We start from the raw sequence: 24,169 nt of genomic DNA on the forward strand, positions 1-24,169 counted from the left end.
CGTCATCAAGAGAAATAGGTTATGTGCCGCTCCTTTTCTATACTAAAGTTATCTAATGAGCATAAAGGAGTTGTTTTAATTTGGGTAACACAATACTACAAGTAACCAATTTGCACAAGGAATACATCGGTGAGATCACCTATAAAGCGTTAAACGGTATCGATTTTCAGCTACAGCAACAGGAATTTGTAGCTGTCATGGGACCTTCAGGTAGTGGGAAAACAACATTTTTAAATAGTGTATCCACTATTGATCGTCCTACCGCTGGCGATATCTTCATAAACAATCATAATCCTTACGCATTAAATGATGAGGAGCTCGCCAAATTTAGACGCTCTGAACTAGGTTTTGTATTTCAGGATTTTAATCTTGTGCATACATTAACAGTGAAAGAAAATATTTTATTGCCATTAACATTAGATAGCATACCTGCTTCAAAAATGCTTCAACGTTTAAAGGATGTCGCTCAATTTCTTGGTATCGAGGAACTATTGTCGAAACGTATTTATGAAATTTCAGGTGGACAAAAACAACGGGTAGCTATCGCTCGTGCCGTTATACATGGGCCAAGTTTATTGTTAGCAGACGAGCCTACTGGAAACTTGGATTCAAAGGCTGTCAATGATGTCATGAACTTATTTTCCTCAATTAATCAAGAGCTTGATACGGCTATTCTCATGGTGACACATGATCCTTATGTAGCAAGCTTTGCCAATCGCATTATTTTTATTAAAGATGGGAAATTATATAACGAAATACATCGAGGCAACAACCGTAAGCATTTTTATCAGGAAATTATGGACACGCTTGCTTTTCTAGGTGGTGGACAGCATGAGCTTTAATCATATTGTGATTCAAAATATTTTACGTGACAAATGGACGTATGTTTCTTACTTCTTGAGTAGTATGTTTTCTATTATTATTTTCTTTCTATTTTCTGTTATCGTCTTTCATCCAAATCTGAAAAGCCTAGATCCAAACTCTACACTTGGAATTTCTTTAATGCTAGCTAGTATGCTCGTTTATTTATTCTCTTTTATTTACATTACCTATTCAATCACAGCATTTTTACGTAAGAAGACCAAGACCTTAGGAATATTTATGATTACTGGGGCTTCCATGAAGCAGATTCGTAAGCTGGTCTTCCGTGAAAATCTGTTGATTGGCATTTTAGCTATTCTGGCGGCTATCGTTCTCGGCCTTGTTATTACACCTCTTTTCTTAATGGGTGCAAAAGTCATTTTAAAGGCAGAAACATTTGGTATGTACATCCCTCTTCAAGCAATCAGCATAACCATAGGATTATTTCTGATTTTATTTGTTGTAATATCGACAGTTGTTACGAGGTTCATTAATAAAGAAGCGTCTATCCAACTTTTAAAAAGCGATACAGTTATCGAGAAATCTATTAAGCCTCATTATGGGTTATTAATACTAAGTATTTTGATGTCTGCCACTTTAGCTTACTTGCTAAAAATCGAGCATTCCATTGTAGACACTTTAAGTGTCTTTTATTATCTGTTATTTTTTATTAGCACTCTTAGTACGATTTATTTAGTTATTACACAAGGATTTCGTTTGTTTTTAAAAATATATGAAAAGTCTCCTGTCTATCTTCAAAAAACAAATATGCTTTTGGCGTCCAATTTAAATGCAAAAATGAAATCACATGCAAATATGCTGTTTCTAATTACTATCCTATTAAGCGGTGTCTTTCTATGTACAAGTATTTTATTTAGCTCTTATTACAATGTAAAAAAGACTAGTGAAGAAAATTATCCATATAGCTTTCAATATATTGCTGATCCAAAAGCTGATGACAACATGGTAAAGGATGATCTTGATTATCTTGAAGATACTTTATCAACTGTTCAAGCTCACAGGTATTTTATTGAATTTAAATCAAACGAAGATCAACGCATTGGCTATATGGCGTTATCGGATTATAACCTGATCCAGCATCAGGACAACAAACTAAGTAAAGATAAATTTATTGCCGTCGCTGGCAGTCGAGATGTAGCGCCTACAACAAACAATGCCAGCGATCTGTATATAAAATCTTTCAAACTAGCCAGCACCCATGAGCAAAATCTGCTATCTACCGGCTTCCAACAAAGTTATTTCATTGTACCTGATGACATTTACAAAACCATTGACTACCCTATTTATAAAACGTATATCTATGAACTGGAAGATTGGACAGCCCACACAGATTTGGCAAAAATTATTACCAGTGACTTACCCTCTTTACCTGGAAAACGTTATGTAACATCCAAAATTGATTTATATAACACAGAGATGTTTGTTAAAAGCGTCATGTTCTTTATCGGCTCCATGTTAAGTCTAATTTTCTTAAGTGCAGCCATGAGTATATTGTACTTCTATTTACAAACAACATTACAACAAGAGAAGGAAAAGTATATTGGTATACGTAAGTTAGGACTTTCTAGAAATGAATTAGCTACCATTATCACTAAAGAATTGGCGATTCTTATTTTTGTACCATTCACCATAGCTATTACACTCTTGCTAATTACACTTTTTGCTATACAAACAATGGTTTCTACAGCATTTTTACAAGTTTCCATAGCTAGCTCTTGTTGTTTCTTTGTGCTTTTCCTCATTAGCTATGTATTAATTCGAAAAAGTTATTTTAAACGCTTAGTAAGCTAAAAAATCGCACTCCTTAAGGGGTGCGATTTTTTCATAGTGTTGAAAAACAAACCAATTAATAGAATCTTTATGAAAGGCTTATAACAAAGTTTTTCAAATAAAGTGAAGGTGTTAACTACTCATTTTAGTGAGGAGTGTCGTCACTCATCTCTTCTCCTCATTGAAAATAAAAGCCATAATTCAAATAATGAACGATTTGATCGCTACTGCTGCTAAGGAAAAGACACTTCTGTAGAATGGTTGATTGGAGAGGAACCAGCGTCACTCCTAGGGGATTTAGCGTCGCAGATGAGACCTTGAAGCGAACGTAAGTGAGTGAAGCGGCTCATCGGACGCCCCCTGGAAAGGACGCTGGCGGAACGGAAATCAACCTCTCGCCTTGTGAAAAGGTCTTTTTCTGCAGATGACATTTTCTTTTTTACCAAAGAACGGGCTTTGCTACCATCAGCCATAGCATAATAAGCAATAATACTATATACATCCATGTTTTACGATGCAACAGTGAAACAAATTGTAGATGATTAAATGCTGGTGTGTTAAAAGTACGCAACGTCGGTTTAAACGCCCTTGCTAGAAATACGATCGATGCAAACATCACGAGGAAGGTTAATACAATCCACGAGGTATTCCAATGATAGCCCGCATGCCACATTAACAAAATACCAGAGGCTACTAGTACATGCCCTGAATGCTTGACCAGCGTAATGGCCCCCTTAAAGGCTTCTATATATGGTGGCATGTCATCCATGGAAGCTATGCGCATTTTTTTTACAATGGTTAGCACAACGAACAAAGGCCCAATCGAAAGAATAGCACTTAAAATATGTATATAAAGAAGAAGTGTATAAATGGAAAACATACTGTGTACTCCCCTTTTCATCAGTCCCCTTCATTATAGCATTCAGCTGAATTTACTTTATCAGCAATTGTGAATCCTTTGTAAACACAGCCTGAATCATTGTTAAATTGTTTGAAAACCGTATAAAGAGGGTATTGTTTATAGTAACATGCACTTATAGAACAAAAGGAGTGATTTTTATAGGTATTCACCAATTTTTCACAAGTCTTAATGATTTAGAGCGTATTATTCGTTGCCCAGGTCGCTTCAAATTTGAAGAGCACAACGTGGCAGCCCATTCATGGAAAGTGTCCCAATATGCGATGTTTTTCGCAACGTTAGAAGAAATGCACGGTGCAACAGTTGATTGGAAATCTTTATATGAAAAGACAATCAATCATGACTTTGCAGAAGTGTTTATTGGTGACATTAAGACACCAGTAAAACATGCTAGCCCAGAGTTAAAGCAAATGCTCGCACATGTGGAAGAAAAGATGATGGAAAAATTCATTATCAATGAAATCCCTCAAGAATTTCAGGCAATTTTCTTTGAACGGATGAAAGAAGGAAAGGATCAGACTTTAGAGGGTCGGCTACTTGAATTTGCGGATAAACTCGACCAGTTTTATGAGGCTTTCGCAGAATTAAAGCGTGGTAATACTGACAAAGAATTTGTCTATATGTATCAATCAGCCCTTTCAAAACTGTTGGCGATTCCACTTGAAGCGACCGTCCACTATTTCCGCACAGAAATTTTAAAGGATGCAGTAAAGGAAAAAACACATATCGATATTCAAGCATTAACAAATGAAGTATTAACATCAAACTAATAGGGTGCATGTACAAGTTTTCCGATTGAAAAATTCACGGAAGGCTTTTTTTATTTTCCGCAAAAAGTCGTATAATGAGGAGAGATTGAATGGAGGGAAAGTATTGTCACAGGAATGCTCAATTATAGAAGATTTAATACCTCTTTATAAAAAACAACTGCTTCAAGCATCAACAATAGAATTTGTCGAACAGCATCTAACAACTTGTCAGCAATGTCAGCAGCTTGTAGCCAATTCATCAACTCAGAACGCATACTTACCCATGAAAAGAACAGTATCCTTTTTTCATATCATATTTATTGTATTATCCTTTATGTTTGCCATTAACTCGTCCTTACTTGGCAATCAAAAGGGCTTCGTCATCTCATATGCTCTTTTCGGCTGTCTTTCTTACCTTTTCTATAAAAATATCTGGATTGTTTTTATCATAAGCTCTTTGCCTGTATTCGTTTGGGCTATCATTAATAATCTTAATAACGAGCTCTATATTACAATCTTTTCTTTAACTGAAATAGGGGCGCTTGTGATTGGAGCTGGCTACATCGCACTTTTACATACCATTTTCGCTTTAATTGGCGCAGCTTTTGCCATTCTATTACGTAGGGTTTTTCAATAAACAAAAAAGCACCTTTGAACTTTTTTACCAAAGTTGAGGTGCATTTTGTTTGTTAGGCCTTTTTCACAAATTCTGATTTTAATTTCATGGCACCAAAGCCATCAATTTTACAGTCGATATTATGATCGCCTTCCACTAGACGAATACTTTTTACCTTTGTCCCAATTTTTAAAGTGGAAGAACTGCCCTTCACCTTTAAATCCTTAATAACAGTAACTGAATCGCCGTCAGCTAACAGATTACCATTTGCATCTTTTACAATAAGTGCATCTGATTCCTGTTCAATTGCGTCCATACTCCATTCATGCGCACATTCTGGACATACATAATTTGCTCCATCCTCATATGTATATTCTGAATGACATTTTGGACAATTTGGATAAGCTGCCATTTTTGCTTCCTCCTTTTATATTTTTACTAGGAAAATCCTCTTTATGCTCCTATCTTTACATAGTCGACCTTATTTAGCAAAGGTTGTTCGTATTTTCCGTTCGCATTTGTGAAAAAAATATGAAACATCAGCACCTTTTTGAAGGTAGTACAAGATGTTTATAACGCTATTTGGAACACTTGCCCATTGACTAATTTGCCATTATCATCTTACTTGCATGTTTATCAATCATGCTTTATTATATCCATAAAGGCTGCATTGTTCGTATAATATTAAGTTTTAACCTTTAAGCTGTAAAAGGGAGTTTTATTATTGGAGTTGGAATGACGGGCCTCACACTACGGTGCATGAGGATAAGCAGGAAAACTTCTGCGAACACCCACTTTGAGGAGTGGTGGTTTAAAACTTTCTATAATAACTACGGCATACGCGGCTTTTTATACATGATTGATACAGCACCTTAGCTATTTAGGTTAAGGTGCTTTTTTATATTCAACCTATTCTCCTCTTCTCCTTATTCAATCACTTCCTAACCATTCATAAAAAGTAAGGACAACCTTCTTGTATTTTGTATAATTCCCTCCCATTTTGCGCATAGATGGAGTAACAAGGGAGGTTATGACATTGAAGAAAATAATTTATCTATTGGTTTTTACTTCACTACTGTTAGTAGCTTGTGGAAAGAGCGCTGAACCAAAGGAAGTGGCAGTCGATCAAAATACGAATGTTGAAGATATTGTAGGCGCGATTGTGAAAAACGAATTCTCTGTTGATGAATCGAAAGACGGTGTTGTCACAATTTCCATTCAAGATACAGATGTAACAGAAGGATCGAAAAGCCAGATGCTAAAGGATTCTACTAAAATTTTCGCTGATTTGTCCAAATTAAAAAATGTGAAGACACCTGCTATTACTTGGTATGCTCCTCTCACTGAACCTGATGGGGACAAAACAATGACCGAGGTTTTGAATATTTATTTTAGTGAAGAGGATTTTCACAAAATAGACTGGGCCAATTATCTACAGGTCGATATCGAGTCTAGCGCTACAAATTATCATGAAGATGAGGCTTTAGAAGATTAATCACATAAAGATACCCCACAACCTATTGTGGAGTATCTTTTTTTACATATTGTTCTATAGCGTTTTCCAAAAGAGAGTGCTTTATTTTGTAGTGAGTTGCTTGCCAAATTCCTTTCCCACCCTGCAGGATTATTAGTTGAGGAGATTCGTGCTTCACTTGAAGATCACAGGCAATAGCATTTGAAATTACCCGATCCATTTGTACAATGACAAGATATTTAGGCAATTCCGTTTGTAATTCTTTATATTCCTTTAATGCTGAAATACTACTTATACATGTCATGCTAATTTTTAACACAAGACAAGGTTTGAACTTCGATTGCTCTAAAACCTCGCACCATTTGTTTAATGTCGTTATTCGTTGCATTTAGTAACCCCCTAAACAGATTATATACTACAAGGGGTATTTTAGGTTACAAAAAAACACGAGACTACATACGTGCTCGTGCTTAAAATTTTCTATTTAAATGCCTTCCGTATTCATGAATACTAGACGCCAGCCATCAGGGTCTTCAATGGTTACCCCTTTCTCAGCCCAATATGGATTTTCAGGCTCAACTTCGGGATATCCCATGAGCGCAAGACGTTCGGCAATATGACGAATGGTATCTCTGTTTGGGATATAAAGTACGAGAAGATTGTCCTTACTTGGTGCTGGACAAGGGCTACCGTCACTATGCTCAGTAAATTCTAAGTGATAACCTGCATCTGGAAGACCAATCATTAAACCATTATAGCCACGATGTTCTGTAAACGAACCAATTTTCTTTAATCCGACACCTTCACAGTAAAATCGTTCTACTTCCTTTAGCTGATCGGTTGGTCTTGCCACACGCACCTGTGCGACTGCTAATTCATTTGTCCATTGCTGTTCCATTGTTATGAAATCCCCTTTTAGACTATTGTAAAATGAGACCATAACGCTGGAAACAGTCCTAAGTCTGAAGTTATTGGATAAGAGCAACGCTAAAAGAAGCAGCTGTTTTCTCTTTTACTTCCTCTAAAGAAACACCATCTGCTAATTCTATCAGTTGCATGCCCTCTTTCGTAAAATCAAATACAGCCAAATCTGTAATTAAACGATGTACGACACCTTTACCCGTTAGTGGCAGTTCACATTGTTTTTTTATTTTAGATTCACCATTTTTATTCACATGCTCCATGACGACAATCACTCTCTTTGCACCAACGACAAGGTCCATTGCCCCACCCATGCCCTTCACCATTTTCCCCGGAATCATCCAGTTAGCAAGGTCTCCTGTTTCAGATACCTCCATACCTCCTAAGATGGCAAGGTCAATATGTCCACCTCGAATCATCGCAAATGATTCTGCACTGTCAAAGAAGGATGCCCCTGGAACTGCCGTAACTGTTTCTTTACCTGCATTGATTAAATCAGGATCTATTGCATCTTCTACTGGATAAGGACCAATACCGAGAAGACCGTTTTCGGATTGTAAGAGTACGTCATAATCGGTTGGGATCGCATTCGCAACAAGTGTTGGAATACCTATGCCTAAATTGACATTCATACCGTTGGCTATTTCTTTTACTGCTCGGTTAACAATTTTTTGTCTTGTATCCATCATGCTTCCCCCTTCTTCACCGTTAAACGCTCAATACGCTTCTCATAATTTTCACCTAATAATACACGTTGTACAAAAACCCCTGGTGTATGAATATGATCAGGATCTAGCTCGCCTACTTCTACAATTTCCTCCACTTCAGCTATTGTAATTTTCCCTGACATAGCAGCTAATGGATTAAAATTGCGTGATGTTTTTCTGTAAACTAAATTTCCTAGCTTATCGGCTTTCCATGCTTTGACCAGCGCAAAGTCAGCAACGATACCTTCTTCCAATATATATTCTTTGCCATCAAAAACCTTCACTTCTTTTCCTTCAGCAATTGGTGTGCCAACCCCTGTAGCTGTGTAAAAACCAGGAATTCCCGCTCCACCTGCACGCAAACGTTCTGCAAGAGTTCCTTGCGGTGTCAACTCTACTTCTAGCTCACCACTTAAAAATTGTTGTTCAAAAATCTTATTTTCTCCTACATAAGAAGCAACCATTTTTTTTATTTGCTTGTTTGCTAATAGTAGACCCAATCCCCAGTCATCTACACCACAGTTGTTACTGACAACGGTTAAATCCTTAGTTCCCTGCTGCACTAATGCTGCGATTGATTTTTCGGGTATACCACATAGCCCGAAGCCACCTACAGCTAATGTATCTCCATCCTTAATATCCACAATCGCCTCTTCAAACGAACTCCATACCTTGCCATTCCCCATCTCGAAACCTCCCTGAATTGCTCGTTTATTAAGGAAAATTCTACATCATTGCTATTTTACAAGTAAAGGAATTAATTAGAATACTACTTATTCCTATATCGAATAAATCTATTTTCACCATTCCTACCTATCATTTCAAGTAACTGTTTTAATGCATAAGATTGATAGGCATTTTTCTTCGTAATAATCCCTAAACGCCACGGCATTTCAAAATCATTTAATGGAATTATTTTCACATTGGTATTTGTTTGCTTAGCTGCAATGGAGTGGGGTAACAATGTAACCCCTAAATTGGAGGATACTAACTCTACAATCAAGTCCCACTGTGAACTTTTATAGCCGATTGTAGGTGTAAAGCCAACACTTTCACATGATTTAATTATATAGTCGTGAAGCGTGAACTCCTCTGCAAAAATAATGAACGTTTCATTTTCTAAATCTTGTAAACCTATGGATTCCTGGTGTGCATAGGGGTGAGATTCATTCATAAAGACATAAAACTGGTCTTCTATAAAGGATTGAACAGCAAACTTCCTTTCGTCTACTGGTAATACAACGATGCCCATATCAACATCACCATTTTCAACTAGCATTTCTACCATTTTTGCACCACGTTCGATAAGCGCTAAATGTACTTCAGGATATAGCTGATGAAATCTCCTAGCGATTTCAGGGAAAAATAAAGTTCCAATTAAAGGTGGAATCCCTAATTTGATAGCACCTGTCTTAATATTTAATAAATCGTCTAGCAAAATATGTAGTTCTTGGACAGCCTGCATTATTTTTTGTCCTTGATGATAAACAATACTACCTGCATCAGTAAGTTCTACATTACGCGTTGATCTGTTCAACAATTCAACTTGTAATGATGCTTCTAATTTTTTGATACTTTTGCTTAATGAAGGCTGAGATACAAATGAATCATGTGCAGCCTTTGTAAAACTCCTATGCTCAACAACAGCCATAAAGGCTTTTAAATCTCTTAATTCCATCACTATCTTCTCCATTTATTCGTATTTGTTATAAAAGCATCTACAAGTACTACCCTTTAGCAATAAATTCTCCATCCTTTCTTTTTAATCCTTTGCAATGTGTTGAACTATAAAATTTAGATATTTTCACCCCTGCCATTATACGTATCTTTTCGACTTTTGGAGAGTTTTTTGAGAGTTATATGACCTACAATCAATTATAAATATTGTCATAATTTATCAAAGATTGGAGATGTAACAGATGTTGAAGCAATTGCTTGAAAATCGAATAGTTAATAGGCATTATTTAGGTCTTACATTTCAGCAACATGTTTATGAATTAAAGAACTGTGAGGAAGTTTTAGGAGTGAAAGCTAAATCGCTACATATTGAGAATCGTCATATTGCTGTTGGCTATATTGCTGATGACAGTATTTTCTTTAAAAGTGCTCATTTCGGAAATACCATGGTCACTTTAACAGATGGAATTCATCAAGCAATTGTTCAGCTATTTGTACAACATTCTGGTGAAATTTGCATTGAAGTGAAACCTTATATTAAACATGCCAACATCGTGCCTGTTTATTTCCGGACAATTCTAGCTGATACTGCCATTGCCATTGACCTAAAAGGCGCATTAAAAAAATTCCTAGTAACTCATCATTATATGATTGAAGCAGATACGATCATGGAAGTTCATTATCAATCCATGCATCCCTATGTGCTCAAGAATTCTTATGCTGGGCATTTTGTTTTAGGGTGTACACCCGATGGTAGACAAGTAACAGGAGCCGAGGAGTATACATTAGCTAACCGTATAGCTAATTTAAAGTTTTCTCACATTATTATTCAGCAACAAGGCATACCAAAATTAATTGCTTTAAATATATTATTAACGTTTGTTATTACGAATAAGATTTTTGTTACTAACGAACTTTCTATGTAACTAATTGGATAGAGGATTTTACGATGTTATTTTCATTTATTTTATTGATTGTCATCATACTAGTAGCTTTATTTGTTATAAAATCTTTTTCTCTCTATAAAAAGCGTGCAGAAAAGAAAAAATTTTTACAAGAAAGACTTAAAAACCTTCTACTGACAAATATAAGCCAACTTAAATAAAAATTTTTCAAAGAGAAATGACCTTATCTTATTAAGTGCCAACAAAAAATACACCACCTTTATAGTAAAAAATAACTCTATAAAGGTGTGTATTTTTTAGTGAGCTTTTTCTAATGCTAATTTAATGCCAAATGCAATTAATATTGCACCTGTTAATCCTTCAATTACTGCCTTAGTTGATGGCTTTTTCATAAATGCACTAATTCGATCTAAAAGGTACACGTAGAAGATAAACCATAGCATTGTTAATGCTGTGTAAATTAGACCCATTATTAAAAAAGGGAAAAATGTTCCACTATTTCCATCTACAAATTGAGGGAGAAATGTTAGGAAAAATACTGCGACCTTTGGATTTGTCACATTTGTGAGAAACCCTTGTTTAAAGCAAGATTGGTGAGAATATTTGTGTTCTATACTTCCTACATCGTCTACAACTGGAGATTGTGTTCGAATTGTTCGAAGTGTCCACAAGGTCTTGATTCCTAAATAACATAAATAAACCGCACCAACATATTTTAAAACAGCAAATATATAGGCGGATTTTACAATAATCGCCGAAAGTCCAATAACAGCCGCACAAGTATGAATTAATAAACCGCAACAAGAACCTATGATTGTTTGTAAACCGCCCTTTCTACTTACAGTCAGTGTGTTTTTTGTTGCAATCGCTGTATCAGGGCCAGGTAAAATAATAAGTAAAATGCACATAACTAAGAATACAGATATATTGACCATATTACGCCCACCCTTTCTGTCAGAAAATTATAAAAGTAATTGTAACATACGCCAAGTCCAACAGAAAGATACAAAATTTTTCCGTTGACATATAACCATAGGGTGTTATATATTCATAACACCCTATGGTTATATTTTATACAGATTCCTCTGCTAGTGGACTTAATAACGTTGAAAAAGGAGTAATAGAACATGACTGAAAAATTACAGGATATTGTCAAAACAATTACATTAAATGCCCCTATCGAAAAAGTTTGGGAGACTGTCGCAACAGCTGACAAAATAGCTGCTTGGTTTATGCCAAATGATTTTCAACCTATCGAAGGATACGAATTCACTATTCAATCACCGTTCGGCCCATCACCCTGTAAAGTAGAACGTGTAGATGCACCGCACTTTCTACGATTTGCTTGGGATCAAGATGGCTGGTTCGTAACTTTTGAGTTAAAAGAAGTAGGCGAGCATACTGAATTTACTTTAACACATGGTGGCTGGAAGGAAGCTTCACATATTATTCCTAAAGCAAACACTGCTACTGAAGCCGTACGTACTAATATGGATAACGGATGGACAATGATTATTAATCATAAATTAAAAGAGGCTGCTGAATTCTAATGACTGAAGCAGCCATAAAGTATGATGTTTTTCAAGCAATTGCTGATCCCACAAGAAGAAGTGTTTTACAGATCCTTGCAGCAAGTGACAGACCTATTTCCAATATTTCCGAGCATTTTACGATTAGTCGAACGGCTGTTGTAAAGCATTTAAAAATATTGGAACAGGCGGAGCTAATCTCTGCTCAAAAAAAAGGTCGTGAAAAAATCTATACGTTGCATAGGGAGCGTTTAAAGGAGATTGAAGATTGGCTCCAATACTTTCATTTATTTTGGGATAATAAATTGGCTCAGCTTCAAAGCATGGTTGAAGATCATTAAAGCAGAAAAAGAGCTGTCTTTTTGTCAGACAGCTCCTCATTTAAAAGAGATAAAATAATCCTCCATTAATGACTTCTATTTTAATTTTTGCTTCATATTGCTCCTCTAATGCTTTTCTTTCAATTTCATAACACTCTGGTTTATCCTCTATATCCTCATAAAAATAATCCAACACACGTTGATCACGTTGCCATCGTTTTTGTGCTTCCGTTGCCCAGGAATGGTCATCCTGCTCAATAATTGACTCAATTGTAGCTTTCAATCTTTCCAGTGCTCTGGCAGGCTTAATAATATATTGCACATGAAATACATTTTCTTCAGGTTCTATGTTAAAGTCCGAAGAACAAATCCTTTCATGAAAACCCTCCTTGATGACGCCCGTCAATAAATTAATGCCAAATGAGTAAAGCATTTCTTTTGTACGATCACAGCAATAAGAAACTTTAAAGTTAACACCTAACCAGGGCGTTAAAATAACCTGCCCCATATCACGATCCACTTTTTCAAACAACTGAACATAAGCTCCTAGTTCCCTTGTAGCTAAAAATATCTGATTTAAACGTGGAGAGCCGTAATGAATAGCTTCCCCAAATAAATTACCAGCCATTGCTGTTTGATTTGTAATAAAGGTTACTTGGGCTGGGTTTGGTTCGCTATTCGTTGCTTCAACATATTGCCAATAAAATGGCCTATTCATAATTCTTTTATCTATGTCTATCGTTAATTGAACGGTTAGATAATGATTCTCTTCTCCTAAAATTGCACAGTCATTCTCCATAAAAAATTCCTTTAAATAGTGGTGAACTTGCTGTGGATACATAGCTGCACCTCCCTACCTTATACAGATTCTTTAAAGTTTGTTAAAATGGCATCTAAATCGCCAACCACCTTCTCGAACACATCAATTTTTGTATGAAGCAATTCCAAGATTTTCTCTTCAATTGTATGTTCAATGGCAAGATTATAAATATGGACATCATGCTCCTGTCCCAAACGATGGACACGACCAATACGTTGCTCTAGCTTCATTGGATTCCAAGGTAGATCATAGTTGATTACATGATGACAAAATTGAAGATTTATCCCCTCTCCACCTGCCTCGGTAGCGATGAGCACCTGTGCTCTTTCTTTAAATAGGTGCTTCATATAATCTCGTTTACTTTTATTAAACTTACCATTAAATAGCACACTTGATATGCCATTAGAATGTAAATACCATTGTAAATAAATTTGCGTAGCACGATATTCTGTAAAAATAATAACCTTGTCATTTGCTTGTTTAACAATTTCCAATGTCTTTTCCGCCTTTGAATTCACTTCCAAGGTCATTAATTTAGTAATAATTGCTTCAATTTCTTGTGGTTGTACATGATCATCTAGCATATTCGTTAATGTTAATGCCGTAGCTTCCTTGCTACTACACATTTCTTTTTGCAACGTAATTAATGAAAATGACCCTGTGTTTTGAAGGTTGCCAAGCATTTCATAAACTTCTCTTTCTTCGTCCGTAAATGTAATCGGTACAATTTGAACACGACGATTTGTCCAATCAATCCCCGTATCTTCCCTACGATTTCTTACCATTACCTGATTAACCAACTCTTTTAAATAATCATCATGTTCTAAATCATGCTTGCTAGCAGAGAAAGCCGATTGGAAGGCATCATAATTACCAAGATGCCCAGGCTTTAATAAGGAGATTAAATAATACAATTCAAAGATATCATTTTGAATAGGTGTGGCAGTTAATAATAAGCAGAATTTTTTCTTTAAGCCTTGTACAAACTCGTAAATTTGTGTTTTATTATTTTTTAATTTATGTGCCTCATCAATAATTATCATGTCATAATCCTGCTCATAAATGCGCTCTCTATGTGGACTCTTTTTTGCCGTATCCATACTCATAATGAGGACATCATAGCGCTCTATCGGGCAATTTTTTTTATATGCGACGGCAGGAATATGAAATTTTATATTTAACTCTTCAATCCACTGATTAATTAAAGAAGCAGGTGCTAAAATTAATGCTCTTTTCACAAGACCTCGAATAAGGTATTCCTTTAAGATTAAGCCCGCTTCAATTGTTTTACCTAGCCCCACCTCATCAGCTAAAATAGCTTTCCCATTCATACGTTCAATAACTGTTTCGGCTGCTTCTAACTGGTGTTTCAAAGGTTGTAAATTAGGTAAATACTTTGTAGCCTGCAATCCTGTAAAATCAGGAATTAGTTTCATTTTCACAATATCATAGTTCATCTTGTACAATGTCCAGCTATCCCATTTTTCAAGATGATTTAATCGATCGATAAAGCCCTCTTCCCACTCGGACGACCTTTCTATTTTCATGATCATCACCCCATGTCATTTTTTCTAGTTTAGGGTGTCCAAAAAAGGAAAAGCTATGTTATTTCTAGATGAAAAACACCTAATGAAAGTTATTTTTTCATTAGGTATTTGTTAATTCATATATTTACGGAATTGTTTTGGAGATTTTTTCAGCAAATTCTTTAATGATAAATGAGAGTTTCTCAGGTACATTTTAGATTTTTTGAGTTGACGAACATTTTTTTCTCTAATAGATAGACTCTTTATTAAAATGTTTCGCGATATCCATGACAATCATATTCTCTGTATAATTTTCTTATATATACTCCATAATCAGCGTTATGTTTTCTTTTTTATATTGATAGTCCATCAGAAGTATTTCTTCTAAAATATACATCAAGACAAAAAGAAAGGAACACCAATAATATATTAGTGCTCCTAAAATCGATTATTTTAAACTTTCCTGTAATAGCTTACGATTACGTTGTTTGAAAATATCATTATGTGAGGAAACGATACCTCCCTCAGAAGCATCAGGTTGAATATACTTCTTCGCACTATTCACTGCATGAAGTGCATCATGAAAGGCTGCTGCAATTAAATGAATTTTACCATCATGGCTCAAAATATCACCCGCAGCATAAAGGCCTGGGATCGATGATTCACTATTAATCGTACCAGCGATAAAATAATCATTTTTGCGCTCAATGGCTAATGGACTATTATCTAACAATTCTTTATCACGCACATACCCATGACTAATAACAACTTCATCAACAGGAATTTCTGTTACAGTCCCAGTTTCATGATTTGTTAAAGCAATAGCTTTAATCATTCCTGCTTGATCGTCTGCAATCAGCTTAGTAATTTCAGAATTGAAATGGCATTCGATCGAACTATTTGCAAGCTCTGTAATTTGAGCCTCATGTGCAGACAATGTATCTTTTCGATAAGTTAAATAGACCTTGGATGCTACCTCCGTTAATTCTAATGCCCAGTCTACCGCTGTGTTACCACCACCAGAAATAATAACTGCCTTATCTTTAAATTTTTCATAGGATTTAATTGTGTAATTTAAATTAGATACTTCAAAGCGTTCAGCCCCCTCAATTTCAATTTTTTGAGGATTTAGGATGCCACCACCAATAGCAACGATAACTGTTTTGGAATAATGAATATTCCCTGACTCTGCTGCGATGACAAATATACCATCTTCATTTTTAGCAATGGACAGCACTTTTTCATTTGTATAAATAGAAGGATTAAAGGTTAAGGCTTGCTCAACTAATTGTTTAATTAGTTGCCCCCCTGATATAGGCGTTACACCTCCCACATCCCAAATCATTTTCTCTGGATAAACATGAATTTTACCGCCTAGCTGTGGTTGTGATTCAATTAGCTTGGTTTTCATTTCACGTAAACCACAATAAAAGCTTGAATATAAACCCGCTGGCCCACCACCAATAATGGTTACATCATACAATTCTTGTTCTAACAATTCCTAACACACCTTTCATTTGGTCATTACTATCTCAACAATTGGACTAGCTCGTACTGCATAACAGCTCAATCGTAAATGTCTAAATGTAAATATTGCTTGGGAAAATCCTCCTTAACTCCATTATACGATAATGATAATCATTATCAAATAAAATTATAACAAATCATGATATTAATAACAGATGTGGTCACCTTTTATTAATATTTTCATTTATGTAATTAGTAAAAAAATAAATTTATGTATTTGTCCCTAAAAATTTTCATCATTATGCTTTTGCACTATTCATTCTAAAAGCAGATTATACGTTTTACTTACTTTTTGATACACTATTGGAAAAAAGATCGAGGGCACAATGAAAAGAAAAATTTTTATATTACATGAAATCTATGGAGTTAATCATTTTATTGAAGAACAAATACAAATATACAGCGATGAGGACACTGCCGTTTCCCTTATTTCACTTTATCCAGAAGGGCTTTCCTTTCCATATGACCAGGAAAAACAAGCCTATGACTTTTTCTTACAGACAGTTGGCTTTGATGCTCCTCTTGAGTTGCTTTCCCCAAAAATATTGGAGGCTTGTGAAAACTACAACGAGGTAATATTAATTGGATATAGTGTAGGTGCAACTTTAGCCTGGAGATTAACTACACTCCCCCTACACCGTGTCATTTGTGTATATGGCTCACGGATCCGCCAATACCTTGATAACATTCCATCTTGTCCAACTTTGGTTGTTTTACCTAGCCATGAAGATAGTTTTGATATTCAATCATTGAAGGATACTCTTGTAAACATACCGAATGTTCAAATCAAACAATTTCAAGGCTTACATGGCTTTATGGATGCCTCTAACTCAAACTACTGTCAGTTGAGCCACTCGCAAGCACTCAACGACATTCAATACTTTTTACAAGCTAGCAAGCTATAGGAGGAATAAACGTGGAACAAAATATTGATATTCAGGTTGATCCATATATTGAAGCAGGCAATGTTATTTATCCAAGCTTCCATCTTTCTCTACAACCTGGCACGATTATAGGCATCTATACAGATGTTTCCAAAATACATACATTAATGCAATGGTTTATGAAACGAGATGATACGTATACTTCTTTTCGTGAAAGCTCGTTATATGAGCGACTCACAGCGCGCGAGTATATCCAGTTCATTTTAAAGCTTTTTAACCGCCCAACTAATGAAACAGAGAACATATTGAAGCTTTTTAAACTTACTGAACAAAAAAACAATAGAATTAGTAAGCTTTCTAATAGTGAAAAACAGCGATTAAAACTATTGAATATGTACCTACATCCGGCATCTATTCAAATTTTAGAAGAACCCTTTCAAAATATAGATGAATTTTCAAAGCAAACTATCCAACAGTTATTAAAAAATCTCGCAAAAGAGCATAAAATTATCATTTTGTTATCAAATAATCTAGAAGACTTAATGGTTGCAAGTACAACTATACATCGATTAGATGGGGCAGACTTACATCCTTTAGACGTAAAAGAGGGTAGCCTTGAGCAAGCTCCAAAGCCTCTTGAAGATGCACCAATTCGACTAGATAAAATCCCAACAAAGAAAAATGAAAAGATTATTTTATTTAATCCACCCGAAATTGATTATATTGAAAGTGTTGAAGGAGAAGTATCTATTTATGTAGCAGGTGAAGCTTATCCATGTACTCTATCGCTAAATGAGTTAGAGCAAAAATTGACACCATTCGGCTTTTTTAGAAGCCATCGTTCTTATATTGTGAACCTACAAAAGGTTCGAGAGATTATTACTTGGACACGCAATAGCTATAGCTTAGCACTCAACAGTACAGAAAAGACAGTTGTTCCACTGTCGAAAAATAAATTGGCAACTTTAAAGGAAATACTCGGAATTTAGTAGATTTCCCAGGAAATAATCGACTCCTGTCACCTTTAATAAAATTCCATTGAAGGTTCTTTTTCTGCCTTTCACATGATTTTTACTGTGAGCCTTACCCTTGTTGTTTATAGTGTAGACATCAACAACAAACAGGAGGTTACACATGAACGCAGTGATTGATGTGCAACATTTGAAAAAAATTTTTAATAATGAAACAGCATTACAGGATGTTTCCTTTACCATTAAAAAAGGGGAAATATTCGGCTTTCTTGGCCCAAGTGGTTCTGGTAAAACTACTACAATTAAAATATTAACCGCACAAACAGATAAATCGGCAGGTAATGTTCTATTATTTGGGCAACATGCATCTGAAATGAAGCAAAGTCAAAATCGTAAACGTTTTGGTATTTTAACAGATAATAGTGGCTTGTATACGAGACTATCAATTGAAGAAAATTTAATACTTTATAGTAATTTATATCAGCTATCTCAATCTGCTGTAAAAGAAGCTTTGGACTTTGTCAATTTATATGCAGAACGTAAGAAAAAGATCAGTCAGCTTTCCAAAGGAATGATTCAACGTGTTACACTTGCTCGTGCAATTATGCACAAGCCCGAATTATTATTTTTAGATGAGCCTACTTCTGCTTTGGACCCAGTAAATACACAACATATATATAATGGCTTACGAAAATTAAATGCTATGGGTACAACAATTTTTTTAACAACACACGATATGAGCGAAGCAGAAATACTTTGTGATCGTGTTGCTTTCCTGCATAAAGGGAAAATCCGAGCAATCGGCGCTCCAAAAGATCTAAAAAAAGAATTTGGCTCTGACACTATTACAGTAGAGCTTAAAAATGGTGAACAGGAAATTATAGAAAATGGTTCTCAAGATGCAGAGAAGTTATTTCAATGGATGCAATCCGATCAAGTTACACGTATCTATACAAACGAGCCAACACTAGGTGACATTTTTATGCAAATAACAGGGAGTGATTTAGTATGAATATTTCAATGACACGTATTCAAGCTATATTGATGAAGGATTATAAGGAATTCTCACGTAACTATGCCGTATCAACTATGGTATTACTACCACTTATAATGGCGTTTTTATATAATCAATTAGGTGCAAATACTATTAGCATGTATTTTCTACCAATTAACATGACATTTTCCATAGTGACTACTTACGTACAATGTAGTTTAATTGCAGAAGAAAAGGAAAAAAACACTCTTCGCAGTCTTATGCTCTCCCCTGCCTCACTTGGAGATATTTTAATTGGTAAAAGCCTGTTTGTTCTAATTGTTACAATTGTATCTGTAACAATGGCTATTTTTCTAGTTGGCTACGAACCTGCAAACCTTTTTATCTTAGCAATTGCATTATTGCTTTCTGCTGTGTTTTATATTGCTCTAGGTACAATATGTGGTTTATTTGCTAAATCTATTATGGAAGCATCTATTATTGTGTTGCCTGTAATGGTTATCTTCTCATTTGGTCCTCTGGCCTTAGCTCTATCTTCGGCATACCCAATCTTAAAATTAGCTGAATGGCTACCAAGCTCACAGTTATTACTTTTAGCAGAGGCGTTAGAAGGTAAGTATTCTATGGCAGATGTTCTTATTCCTATGATTACGATAATTGTATGGTCTCTTCTTTCTTGGATTTTCGCAGCAATTATCTATAAAAAAAGAATGGTCGATTAAAGACCATTCTTTTCTTCAGGTAATAATTCCTTCTCCCGTTTTTCAATTTCCTCTAACGTATCTGCATACCATACACCGACAAATCTTGAAGGGACGGACTCCTCAAAATAATCACCATCATAGAAAGATAAAGGAAATAACATACCCTTTTCTATATATTTCTTAATTGTTTGATAGAAATGATCATTCTGTTGTGGGCTTTGTGATGAATAGGAGCTAAATTTATTGATGGGCTTTCCTAAAGCATCATGAAACATCAGCATTGAGGTTGAACCATTTTGGCGGAAATTTAAGTCTATTGCTTGAACATCACCAGCTTCCGTGACAATTAAATCAAAGCCTGCCACACCGACAAAGCCTTCCTCAACGCCACGTTCCATAATATGCTTTCCTACTTCAATTACTTTTTCGGGTACTTTATCTACAATGATATTCCCTTCGTAAATGCCGTTATCATCCGTAATTTGCTGGGAAGCTCCTAAGTATTGAATCCCTAGCTCCTCTGAGTAAACAAATTGACAGCTATAGTTGTCCTTTGTCTGTAAAAGCTCCTCAATAATTATACTTTCAGTTCCTGTCATGCGAAATTGTCGTAAACCTTCCGTTAATTCATCTTTATTATGACAAATGGTAACGCCATATCCTCCCGAGGTTGGCGAATCATCACCAGGCTTTAATACTACAGGGGGCTGCCAATTTTTAATGGCATCTGAAAGTCTATACGTCTCCACATTTAGACGACTTGGCACATATTTACTATCGATTAAATGATCAATATAAGCTTTTGTATTCAACTCATTAAATTTCTCCGCATCCATCCAATAACATTGACGATCCATATGCTCCAGGTCGTGTATATATTGACATACAATGGTCTTCCCTTCCTTACACCATGTTTGGATCTGTGCCAGATATTCCTCTTGAGTCTCATAGCTATAAGGCTGTTCTACCCATGGTAATCCTGCTAATTGATGAAGCTCTTGCGCCTTTTCTGTTTGTGTTGCTCGATGTACTAGCACGGGGATATCAGCAATAGCAACTTCTCTTGAGGTTAAAGCATCTAGCTTATGAGGATCATCCATCATCCACGGATTATCGCTATACGGTGTTCTTGGTGTATACACAGCATTATCACCATAAATTTGTCTTAACGTGTATTTAGGTTTCAAGTAGATTACCCTCTTTCAATTTTTCGGTACTCTACTCTACCCTCCCCTTTATTTTTTGACACTTTTTATAAGAAAAAAGGGTTTTACGGGTTATATAAATCCCTTTTTATACCTATTAACATCCCAATTGCACTAGTAGACTTTCTAAATGCTTTTTCACCTGTGGCCATTCTTCTATTGTAATGCTATACATAACGGTATGCCTAGTTGTCCCATCTTTGCGAATCATATGGTTACGCAATATTCCCTCTTTTGTAGCACCAATTCGCTCAATTGCCTGTTGAGAACGAATATTTTCATGATCCGTTTTTATTTGTACACGTTGTAAATGAAGATGCTCAAAAGAGTATCGTAATAGCAAATACTTACAATTAGTATTAATAGCTGTACGCCAGTATGCGGGTGTTAGCCATGTATAGCCAATTTCTAATCGCTGATGCTTGTCATCAATATCCATAAAACGTGTAGACCCGATAATGTCCCCTGATTGTTTATCCACAATCACAAATGGAAATTCTGTTTTTTCGTTTTTTGCCTTTAATGCGTTTTCCACAAATTTATTCACATCTTCCTTTTTTTCTATGGTTGTGGACATATGTGACCAAATTTCTGGATAACTTCCTGTCTCTAAAATTCCTGGTAAATCGCTCAATTCTAAAGGCTTTAGTTTAACCACTTCATTTTCTAATGTTATAAATTCCATTACACTTCACTCCTTTTTACTTATTTAACGGTAAAATTGATATGATATATATAACCAATTACTAAAAAATCAACCATACCAGAGGAGGAGGAAATTATCTGGAGCTCTCCATTATATTTACAGGCAATCTAGCGAAATACATTCAAATCTATGAAGAAATAAAGCATAAGATTATTACTAAAAAATTACTTGCTCATGAACAACTGCCTTCTAAACGAGCTCTCGCCCTAACATTGAATGTGAGTGTACACACCATAAAGGAAGCCTATGAGCAGTTACTTGCAGAAGGCTATATTTATAGTAAAGAGCGTTCTGGTTATTTTATTGCGCCCTTTGAATTTGATTGGCTACAGCAAGTACCCCGGCATGTATCTGTTCCAAGTAACAATATCCCTAACAATATACAATTTGATTTTACAAATGGACATGTGGATAACGAGGCTTTTCCCTATGCTGCTTGGCACAAGCTTATAAAAAAGCATTTTAATAGTAACAACTTATCAACAAGCCCTTGGGAGGGAGAGACAACTTTACGCACAGAGATTGCCCGCTATGTAGAGCGTTCTCGTGGGGTTAGCTGTGATGCTTCACAGGTATTTATATACAGTGGTACACAAAGCCAGCTTCAGGCTCTTTGTCATTTTCTTGGGTCTGCGATACGCGTTGGGTTAGAGGAGCCAGGATTTAAAAGAGTGCGTGCCGTTTTACAGCAATGTGGATTGTCCACAGAGGCGATTCCTGTGGACTATTCAGGGGTTACACTCCCTGCAACACCAATTCACATGTTATACACAACACCTGCTCATCAATTTCCATTAGGCATGATTATGACCATAGAAAGAAGAGTGGCATTGTTACAATGGGCTAACTCGAACGCGGGGCTTATTATTGAAGATGATTATGATTCCGAATTTCGTTATAAGGGGCTACCAATCCCGTCTTTAGCAAAAATGGATCAGCTTCAGCGTGTCATTTATTTCGGAACATTTTCAAAAACATTGCTTCCATCCTTACGCATTAGTTATATGATCCTTCCAAAGTCTTTAGTAGTGCCGTTTATGACTTTTCATTCTGAGCAAAAATCGGTTGTCTCCAAAGTAGACCAACTTGTCTTAGCAGACTTTCTTGCACAAGGTCTATTCGATAAGCATTTGGCAAAAATGCGAACAATCTATCGTAAAAAACAACAAGCATTATTGACCGCCATCTCTTCACATTTTTCAAATGAATTTCAAGTAATCGGTGAAAAATCCGGACTTCATATAGTCATCAAGCTACCACAACATCTCACCGAGAGTAGAGCGATCCAGCTTGCTCAAGAGGTAGGGGTTCAAGTCTATCCATGCTCTACCTCCTATCAGAATGGAACAAATGAAACCATGATCATTATAGGGTATGGTGGACTGACACTTCAGCAAATAAATGAAGGAATTGCACTCCTTGCGTCCGTTTGGCAATAGCATGTGATTCATTAGTTTGTCGAAATCTCATTTAAATAAAGCGAAACTTTATATAGTTTTTTTCGTATTTAAAGTTAAATGGACACATAAGGGGATAAGACAATAATGGAGAATCGAGAGTTATTAGAGCAGCATTTACAAGAGATTCAAGTGTGGGAAAAAGATCAAAAAGATTTATGGTTTTGGGAGAAATTAGGGAGAATACCATTTAAATTATTAGATAAAATGACACCTGCCTTTCTCCAAAATAAAATTGCTTTATTGGTAGATGAACTAGGCAATTATATTCAGTCCGGTGGAAAGTATTTAATCAATGAAAAAGCCATGATACAAAAAATTCGTGACCATTCTTCCACTCAGCATATTATAACTATATCTGATATTGGTCAGATTCCTTTAGAGGACATGATCTCCCTCAGTGACAAATTACAAAATGAACGTGTGAAATTTGCTACTGTACAAGGAGCCTCTACTGGCTTTGGAGGCATCTTTACTTTAGCTATTGATATTCCAATGATTTTAGGGACTGCACTAAAAACTTTGCAAGAAATAGCAATTATTCATGGCTATGATCCGAACGATAAAATGGAACGTATTTTTATTGTAAAATGTCTACAATTTACCTCTGCTGATATTGTTGGTAAAGAAGCAATCTTACAGGAACTTTCTACTATGAATAGCTCAAAAAAGGCTTCAGATAACATGATTTCTCAGCTTCAAGGATGGCAGGAGGTATTTTACACATACCGTGATCAGCTAGGCTGGAAAAAGCTGTTTCAAATGATCCCTATCGCAGGGATGGTTTTTGGAGCCTATGCTAATAAAGGCATGATTCAGGATGTAGCCGAAACTGGTATTATGCTTTATCGTAAAAGACGTATTTATGAAAAACTTACTGAACTAGATTGTTGATCGACAAAAGAT

Annotated in this window: 27 protein-coding genes and 1 other RNA gene; 15 read left to right on the forward strand and 13 right to left on the reverse strand. The window is 35.7% G+C overall.

Translation table 11 applies throughout. From position 1 onward, the window contains the following. Positions 1-80: 80 nt before the first annotated feature. Positions 81-842, forward strand: a complete 762-nt coding sequence (locus HXV90_RS13725; protein ID WP_054549053.1) for an ABC transporter ATP-binding protein — start codon at positions 81-83, stop codon at positions 840-842. Next, complete coding sequence (locus tag HXV90_RS13730) at positions 832-2,673, forward strand: FtsX-like permease family protein (RefSeq protein ID WP_269897436.1); 1,842 nt, start codon at positions 832-834, stop codon at positions 2,671-2,673. The genes HXV90_RS13725 and HXV90_RS13730 overlap by 11 nt, the downstream gene beginning before the upstream one ends. 418 nt (positions 2,674-3,091) lie before the next feature. Here the strand turns inward: HXV90_RS13730 and HXV90_RS13735 are convergent, their stop codons facing one another. Further along, positions 3,092-3,532 carry a hypothetical protein gene (locus HXV90_RS13735; protein WP_048393233.1) on the reverse strand — a complete coding sequence of 147 codons (441 nt, stop codon included), beginning with the start codon at positions 3,530-3,532 and terminating at the stop codon, positions 3,092-3,094. Between the two features lie 170 nt (positions 3,533-3,702). Between HXV90_RS13735 and HXV90_RS13740 the strand changes: the two genes are divergently transcribed. Both HXV90_RS13740 and HXV90_RS13745 read left to right on the forward strand, forming a co-directional pair. Continuing rightward, the gene (locus HXV90_RS13740) at positions 3,703-4,341 is read left to right on the forward strand and encodes a YfbR-like 5'-deoxynucleotidase (RefSeq protein WP_081010946.1); all 639 of its coding nucleotides are present in this window, start codon (positions 3,703-3,705) and stop codon (positions 4,339-4,341) included. A 103-nt stretch (positions 4,342-4,444) separates the two neighbouring features. Continuing rightward, complete coding sequence (locus tag HXV90_RS13745) at positions 4,445-4,957, forward strand: zf-HC2 domain-containing protein (protein WP_048393231.1); 513 nt, start codon at positions 4,445-4,447, stop codon at positions 4,955-4,957. Between the two features lie 52 nt (positions 4,958-5,009). Here the strand turns inward: HXV90_RS13745 and HXV90_RS13750 are convergent, their stop codons facing one another. Then, on the reverse strand, positions 5,010-5,348 hold the full coding sequence (locus HXV90_RS13750; protein WP_269897437.1) for a zinc ribbon domain-containing protein YjdM: 339 nt from the start codon (positions 5,346-5,348) through the stop codon (positions 5,010-5,012). A 247-nt stretch (positions 5,349-5,595) separates the two neighbouring features. Between HXV90_RS13750 and ssrS the strand changes: the two genes are divergently transcribed. Beyond that, positions 5,596-5,788: non-coding RNA, 6S RNA (gene ssrS, locus HXV90_RS13755), on the forward strand. Positions 5,789-5,966: 178 nt separating this feature from the next. After that, entirely contained in the window at positions 5,967-6,431 is a 465-nt protein-coding gene (locus tag HXV90_RS13760) for a hypothetical protein (RefSeq protein ID WP_232735603.1), read from the forward strand. Positions 6,432-6,453: 22 nt separating this feature from the next. On the opposite strand, the gene ytxJ is transcribed toward HXV90_RS13760, so the two are convergent. The 5 genes from ytxJ to HXV90_RS13785 all read right to left on the reverse strand — a co-directional run bounded on the left by ytxJ (position 6,454) and on the right by HXV90_RS13785 (position 9,716). After that, complete coding sequence (gene ytxJ / locus HXV90_RS13765) at positions 6,454-6,798, reverse strand: bacillithiol system redox-active protein YtxJ (protein WP_066038413.1); 345 nt, start codon at positions 6,796-6,798, stop codon at positions 6,454-6,456. A 96-nt stretch (positions 6,799-6,894) separates the two neighbouring features. After that, the gene (locus HXV90_RS13770; RefSeq protein ID WP_054549048.1) at positions 6,895-7,308 is read right to left on the reverse strand and encodes a VOC family protein; all 414 of its coding nucleotides are present in this window, start codon (positions 7,306-7,308) and stop codon (positions 6,895-6,897) included. A 70-nt stretch (positions 7,309-7,378) separates the two neighbouring features. Then, a complete protein-coding gene (locus tag HXV90_RS13775; RefSeq protein WP_269897438.1) occupies positions 7,379-8,020 on the reverse strand; it encodes a 3-oxoacid CoA-transferase subunit B in 642 nt (213 codons plus the stop codon). Further along, a complete protein-coding gene (locus HXV90_RS13780) occupies positions 8,017-8,724 on the reverse strand; it encodes a CoA transferase subunit A (protein WP_054549046.1) in 708 nt (235 codons plus the stop codon). Before HXV90_RS13780 ends, HXV90_RS13775 begins: the two co-directional genes overlap by 4 nt. Before the next feature lie 83 nt (positions 8,725-8,807). Further along, entirely contained in the window at positions 8,808-9,716 is a 909-nt protein-coding gene (locus HXV90_RS13785) for a LysR family transcriptional regulator (RefSeq protein WP_054549045.1), read from the reverse strand. 241 nt (positions 9,717-9,957) lie between these two features. Here HXV90_RS13785 and HXV90_RS13790 point away from each other — a divergent pair, with 241 nt between their 5' ends. Then, entirely contained in the window at positions 9,958-10,641 is a 684-nt protein-coding gene (locus HXV90_RS13790; protein ID WP_054549044.1) for a hypothetical protein, read from the forward strand. 275 nt (positions 10,642-10,916) lie between these two features. Here HXV90_RS13790 and HXV90_RS13795 read toward each other — a convergent pair whose 3' ends face one another. Continuing rightward, on the reverse strand, positions 10,917-11,555 hold the full coding sequence (locus HXV90_RS13795; protein WP_066038411.1) for a LysE family translocator: 639 nt from the start codon (positions 11,553-11,555) through the stop codon (positions 10,917-10,919). Positions 11,556-11,747: 192 nt separating this feature from the next. Between HXV90_RS13795 and HXV90_RS13800 the strand changes: the two genes are divergently transcribed. Continuing rightward, on the forward strand, positions 11,748-12,170 hold the full coding sequence (locus HXV90_RS13800; protein WP_048393204.1) for an SRPBCC family protein: 423 nt from the start codon (positions 11,748-11,750) through the stop codon (positions 12,168-12,170). Next, positions 12,170-12,490: an ArsR/SmtB family transcription factor gene (locus HXV90_RS13805; RefSeq protein ID WP_269897439.1), complete on the forward strand. Its 321-nt coding sequence runs from the start codon at positions 12,170-12,172 to the stop codon at positions 12,488-12,490. Before HXV90_RS13800 ends, HXV90_RS13805 begins: the two co-directional genes overlap by 1 nt. A 40-nt stretch (positions 12,491-12,530) precedes the next feature. Here the strand turns inward: HXV90_RS13805 and HXV90_RS13810 are convergent, their stop codons facing one another. From HXV90_RS13810 to HXV90_RS13820, 3 genes are all read right to left on the reverse strand, one after another. Further along, a complete protein-coding gene (locus HXV90_RS13810; protein ID WP_048393200.1) occupies positions 12,531-13,310 on the reverse strand; it encodes a YqhG family protein in 780 nt (259 codons plus the stop codon). Positions 13,311-13,327: 17 nt separating this feature from the next. Beyond that, positions 13,328-14,842: a DEAD/DEAH box helicase gene (locus HXV90_RS13815; RefSeq protein ID WP_048393198.1), complete on the reverse strand. Its 1,515-nt coding sequence runs from the start codon at positions 14,840-14,842 to the stop codon at positions 13,328-13,330. 421 nt (positions 14,843-15,263) lie between these two features. Next, positions 15,264-16,313 (reverse strand): NAD(P)/FAD-dependent oxidoreductase, encoded by a 1,050-nt coding sequence (locus HXV90_RS13820; RefSeq protein ID WP_066038409.1) that lies wholly within the window; start codon positions 16,311-16,313, stop codon positions 15,264-15,266. A gap of 355 nt (positions 16,314-16,668) precedes the next feature. On the opposite strand from HXV90_RS13820, the gene HXV90_RS13825 reads away from it, so the two are divergent. The 4 genes from HXV90_RS13825 to HXV90_RS13840 all read left to right on the forward strand — a co-directional run bounded on the left by HXV90_RS13825 (position 16,669) and on the right by HXV90_RS13840 (position 19,913). Then, positions 16,669-17,247, forward strand: a complete 579-nt coding sequence (locus tag HXV90_RS13825; RefSeq protein WP_054549041.1) for a dienelactone hydrolase family protein — start codon at positions 16,669-16,671, stop codon at positions 17,245-17,247. Positions 17,248-17,258: 11 nt separating this feature from the next. Further along, positions 17,259-18,215, forward strand: a complete 957-nt coding sequence (locus HXV90_RS13830; protein ID WP_066038407.1) for a LytTR family transcriptional regulator DNA-binding domain-containing protein — start codon at positions 17,259-17,261, stop codon at positions 18,213-18,215. A gap of 145 nt (positions 18,216-18,360) precedes the next feature. Next, on the forward strand, positions 18,361-19,209 hold the full coding sequence (locus HXV90_RS13835) for an ABC transporter ATP-binding protein (RefSeq protein ID WP_269897440.1): 849 nt from the start codon (positions 18,361-18,363) through the stop codon (positions 19,207-19,209). Further along, entirely contained in the window at positions 19,206-19,913 is a 708-nt protein-coding gene (locus HXV90_RS13840) for an ABC transporter permease (RefSeq protein ID WP_048393188.1), read from the forward strand. The genes HXV90_RS13835 and HXV90_RS13840 overlap by 4 nt, the downstream gene beginning before the upstream one ends. Here the strand turns inward: HXV90_RS13840 and ldmS are convergent. Together ldmS and HXV90_RS13850 are read right to left on the reverse strand one after the other, a co-directional pair. After that, positions 19,910-21,082, reverse strand: a complete 1,173-nt coding sequence (gene ldmS, locus HXV90_RS13845) for an L-aspartate--L-methionine ligase LdmS (RefSeq protein ID WP_016991600.1) — start codon at positions 21,080-21,082, stop codon at positions 19,910-19,912. The genes HXV90_RS13840 and ldmS overlap by 4 nt on opposite strands. A 115-nt stretch (positions 21,083-21,197) precedes the next feature. Next, entirely contained in the window at positions 21,198-21,785 is a 588-nt protein-coding gene (locus HXV90_RS13850) for a GNAT family N-acetyltransferase (protein ID WP_066038404.1), read from the reverse strand. Between the two features lie 98 nt (positions 21,786-21,883). On the opposite strand from HXV90_RS13850, the gene pdxR reads away from it, so the two are divergent. Next, complete coding sequence (gene pdxR, locus HXV90_RS13855) at positions 21,884-23,245, forward strand: MocR-like pyridoxine biosynthesis transcription factor PdxR (RefSeq protein WP_048393185.1); 1,362 nt, start codon at positions 21,884-21,886, stop codon at positions 23,243-23,245. A 105-nt stretch (positions 23,246-23,350) separates the two neighbouring features. Beyond that, complete coding sequence (locus HXV90_RS13860) at positions 23,351-24,157, forward strand: EcsC family protein (protein WP_257961707.1); 807 nt, start codon at positions 23,351-23,353, stop codon at positions 24,155-24,157. The last annotated feature ends 12 nt before the right edge of the window (positions 24,158-24,169 follow it).

The sequence above is a fragment of the Lysinibacillus sp. JK80 genome (assembly GCF_027557635.1).
Classification (GTDB): domain Bacteria; phylum Bacillota; class Bacilli; order Bacillales_A; family Planococcaceae; genus Lysinibacillus; species Lysinibacillus capsici.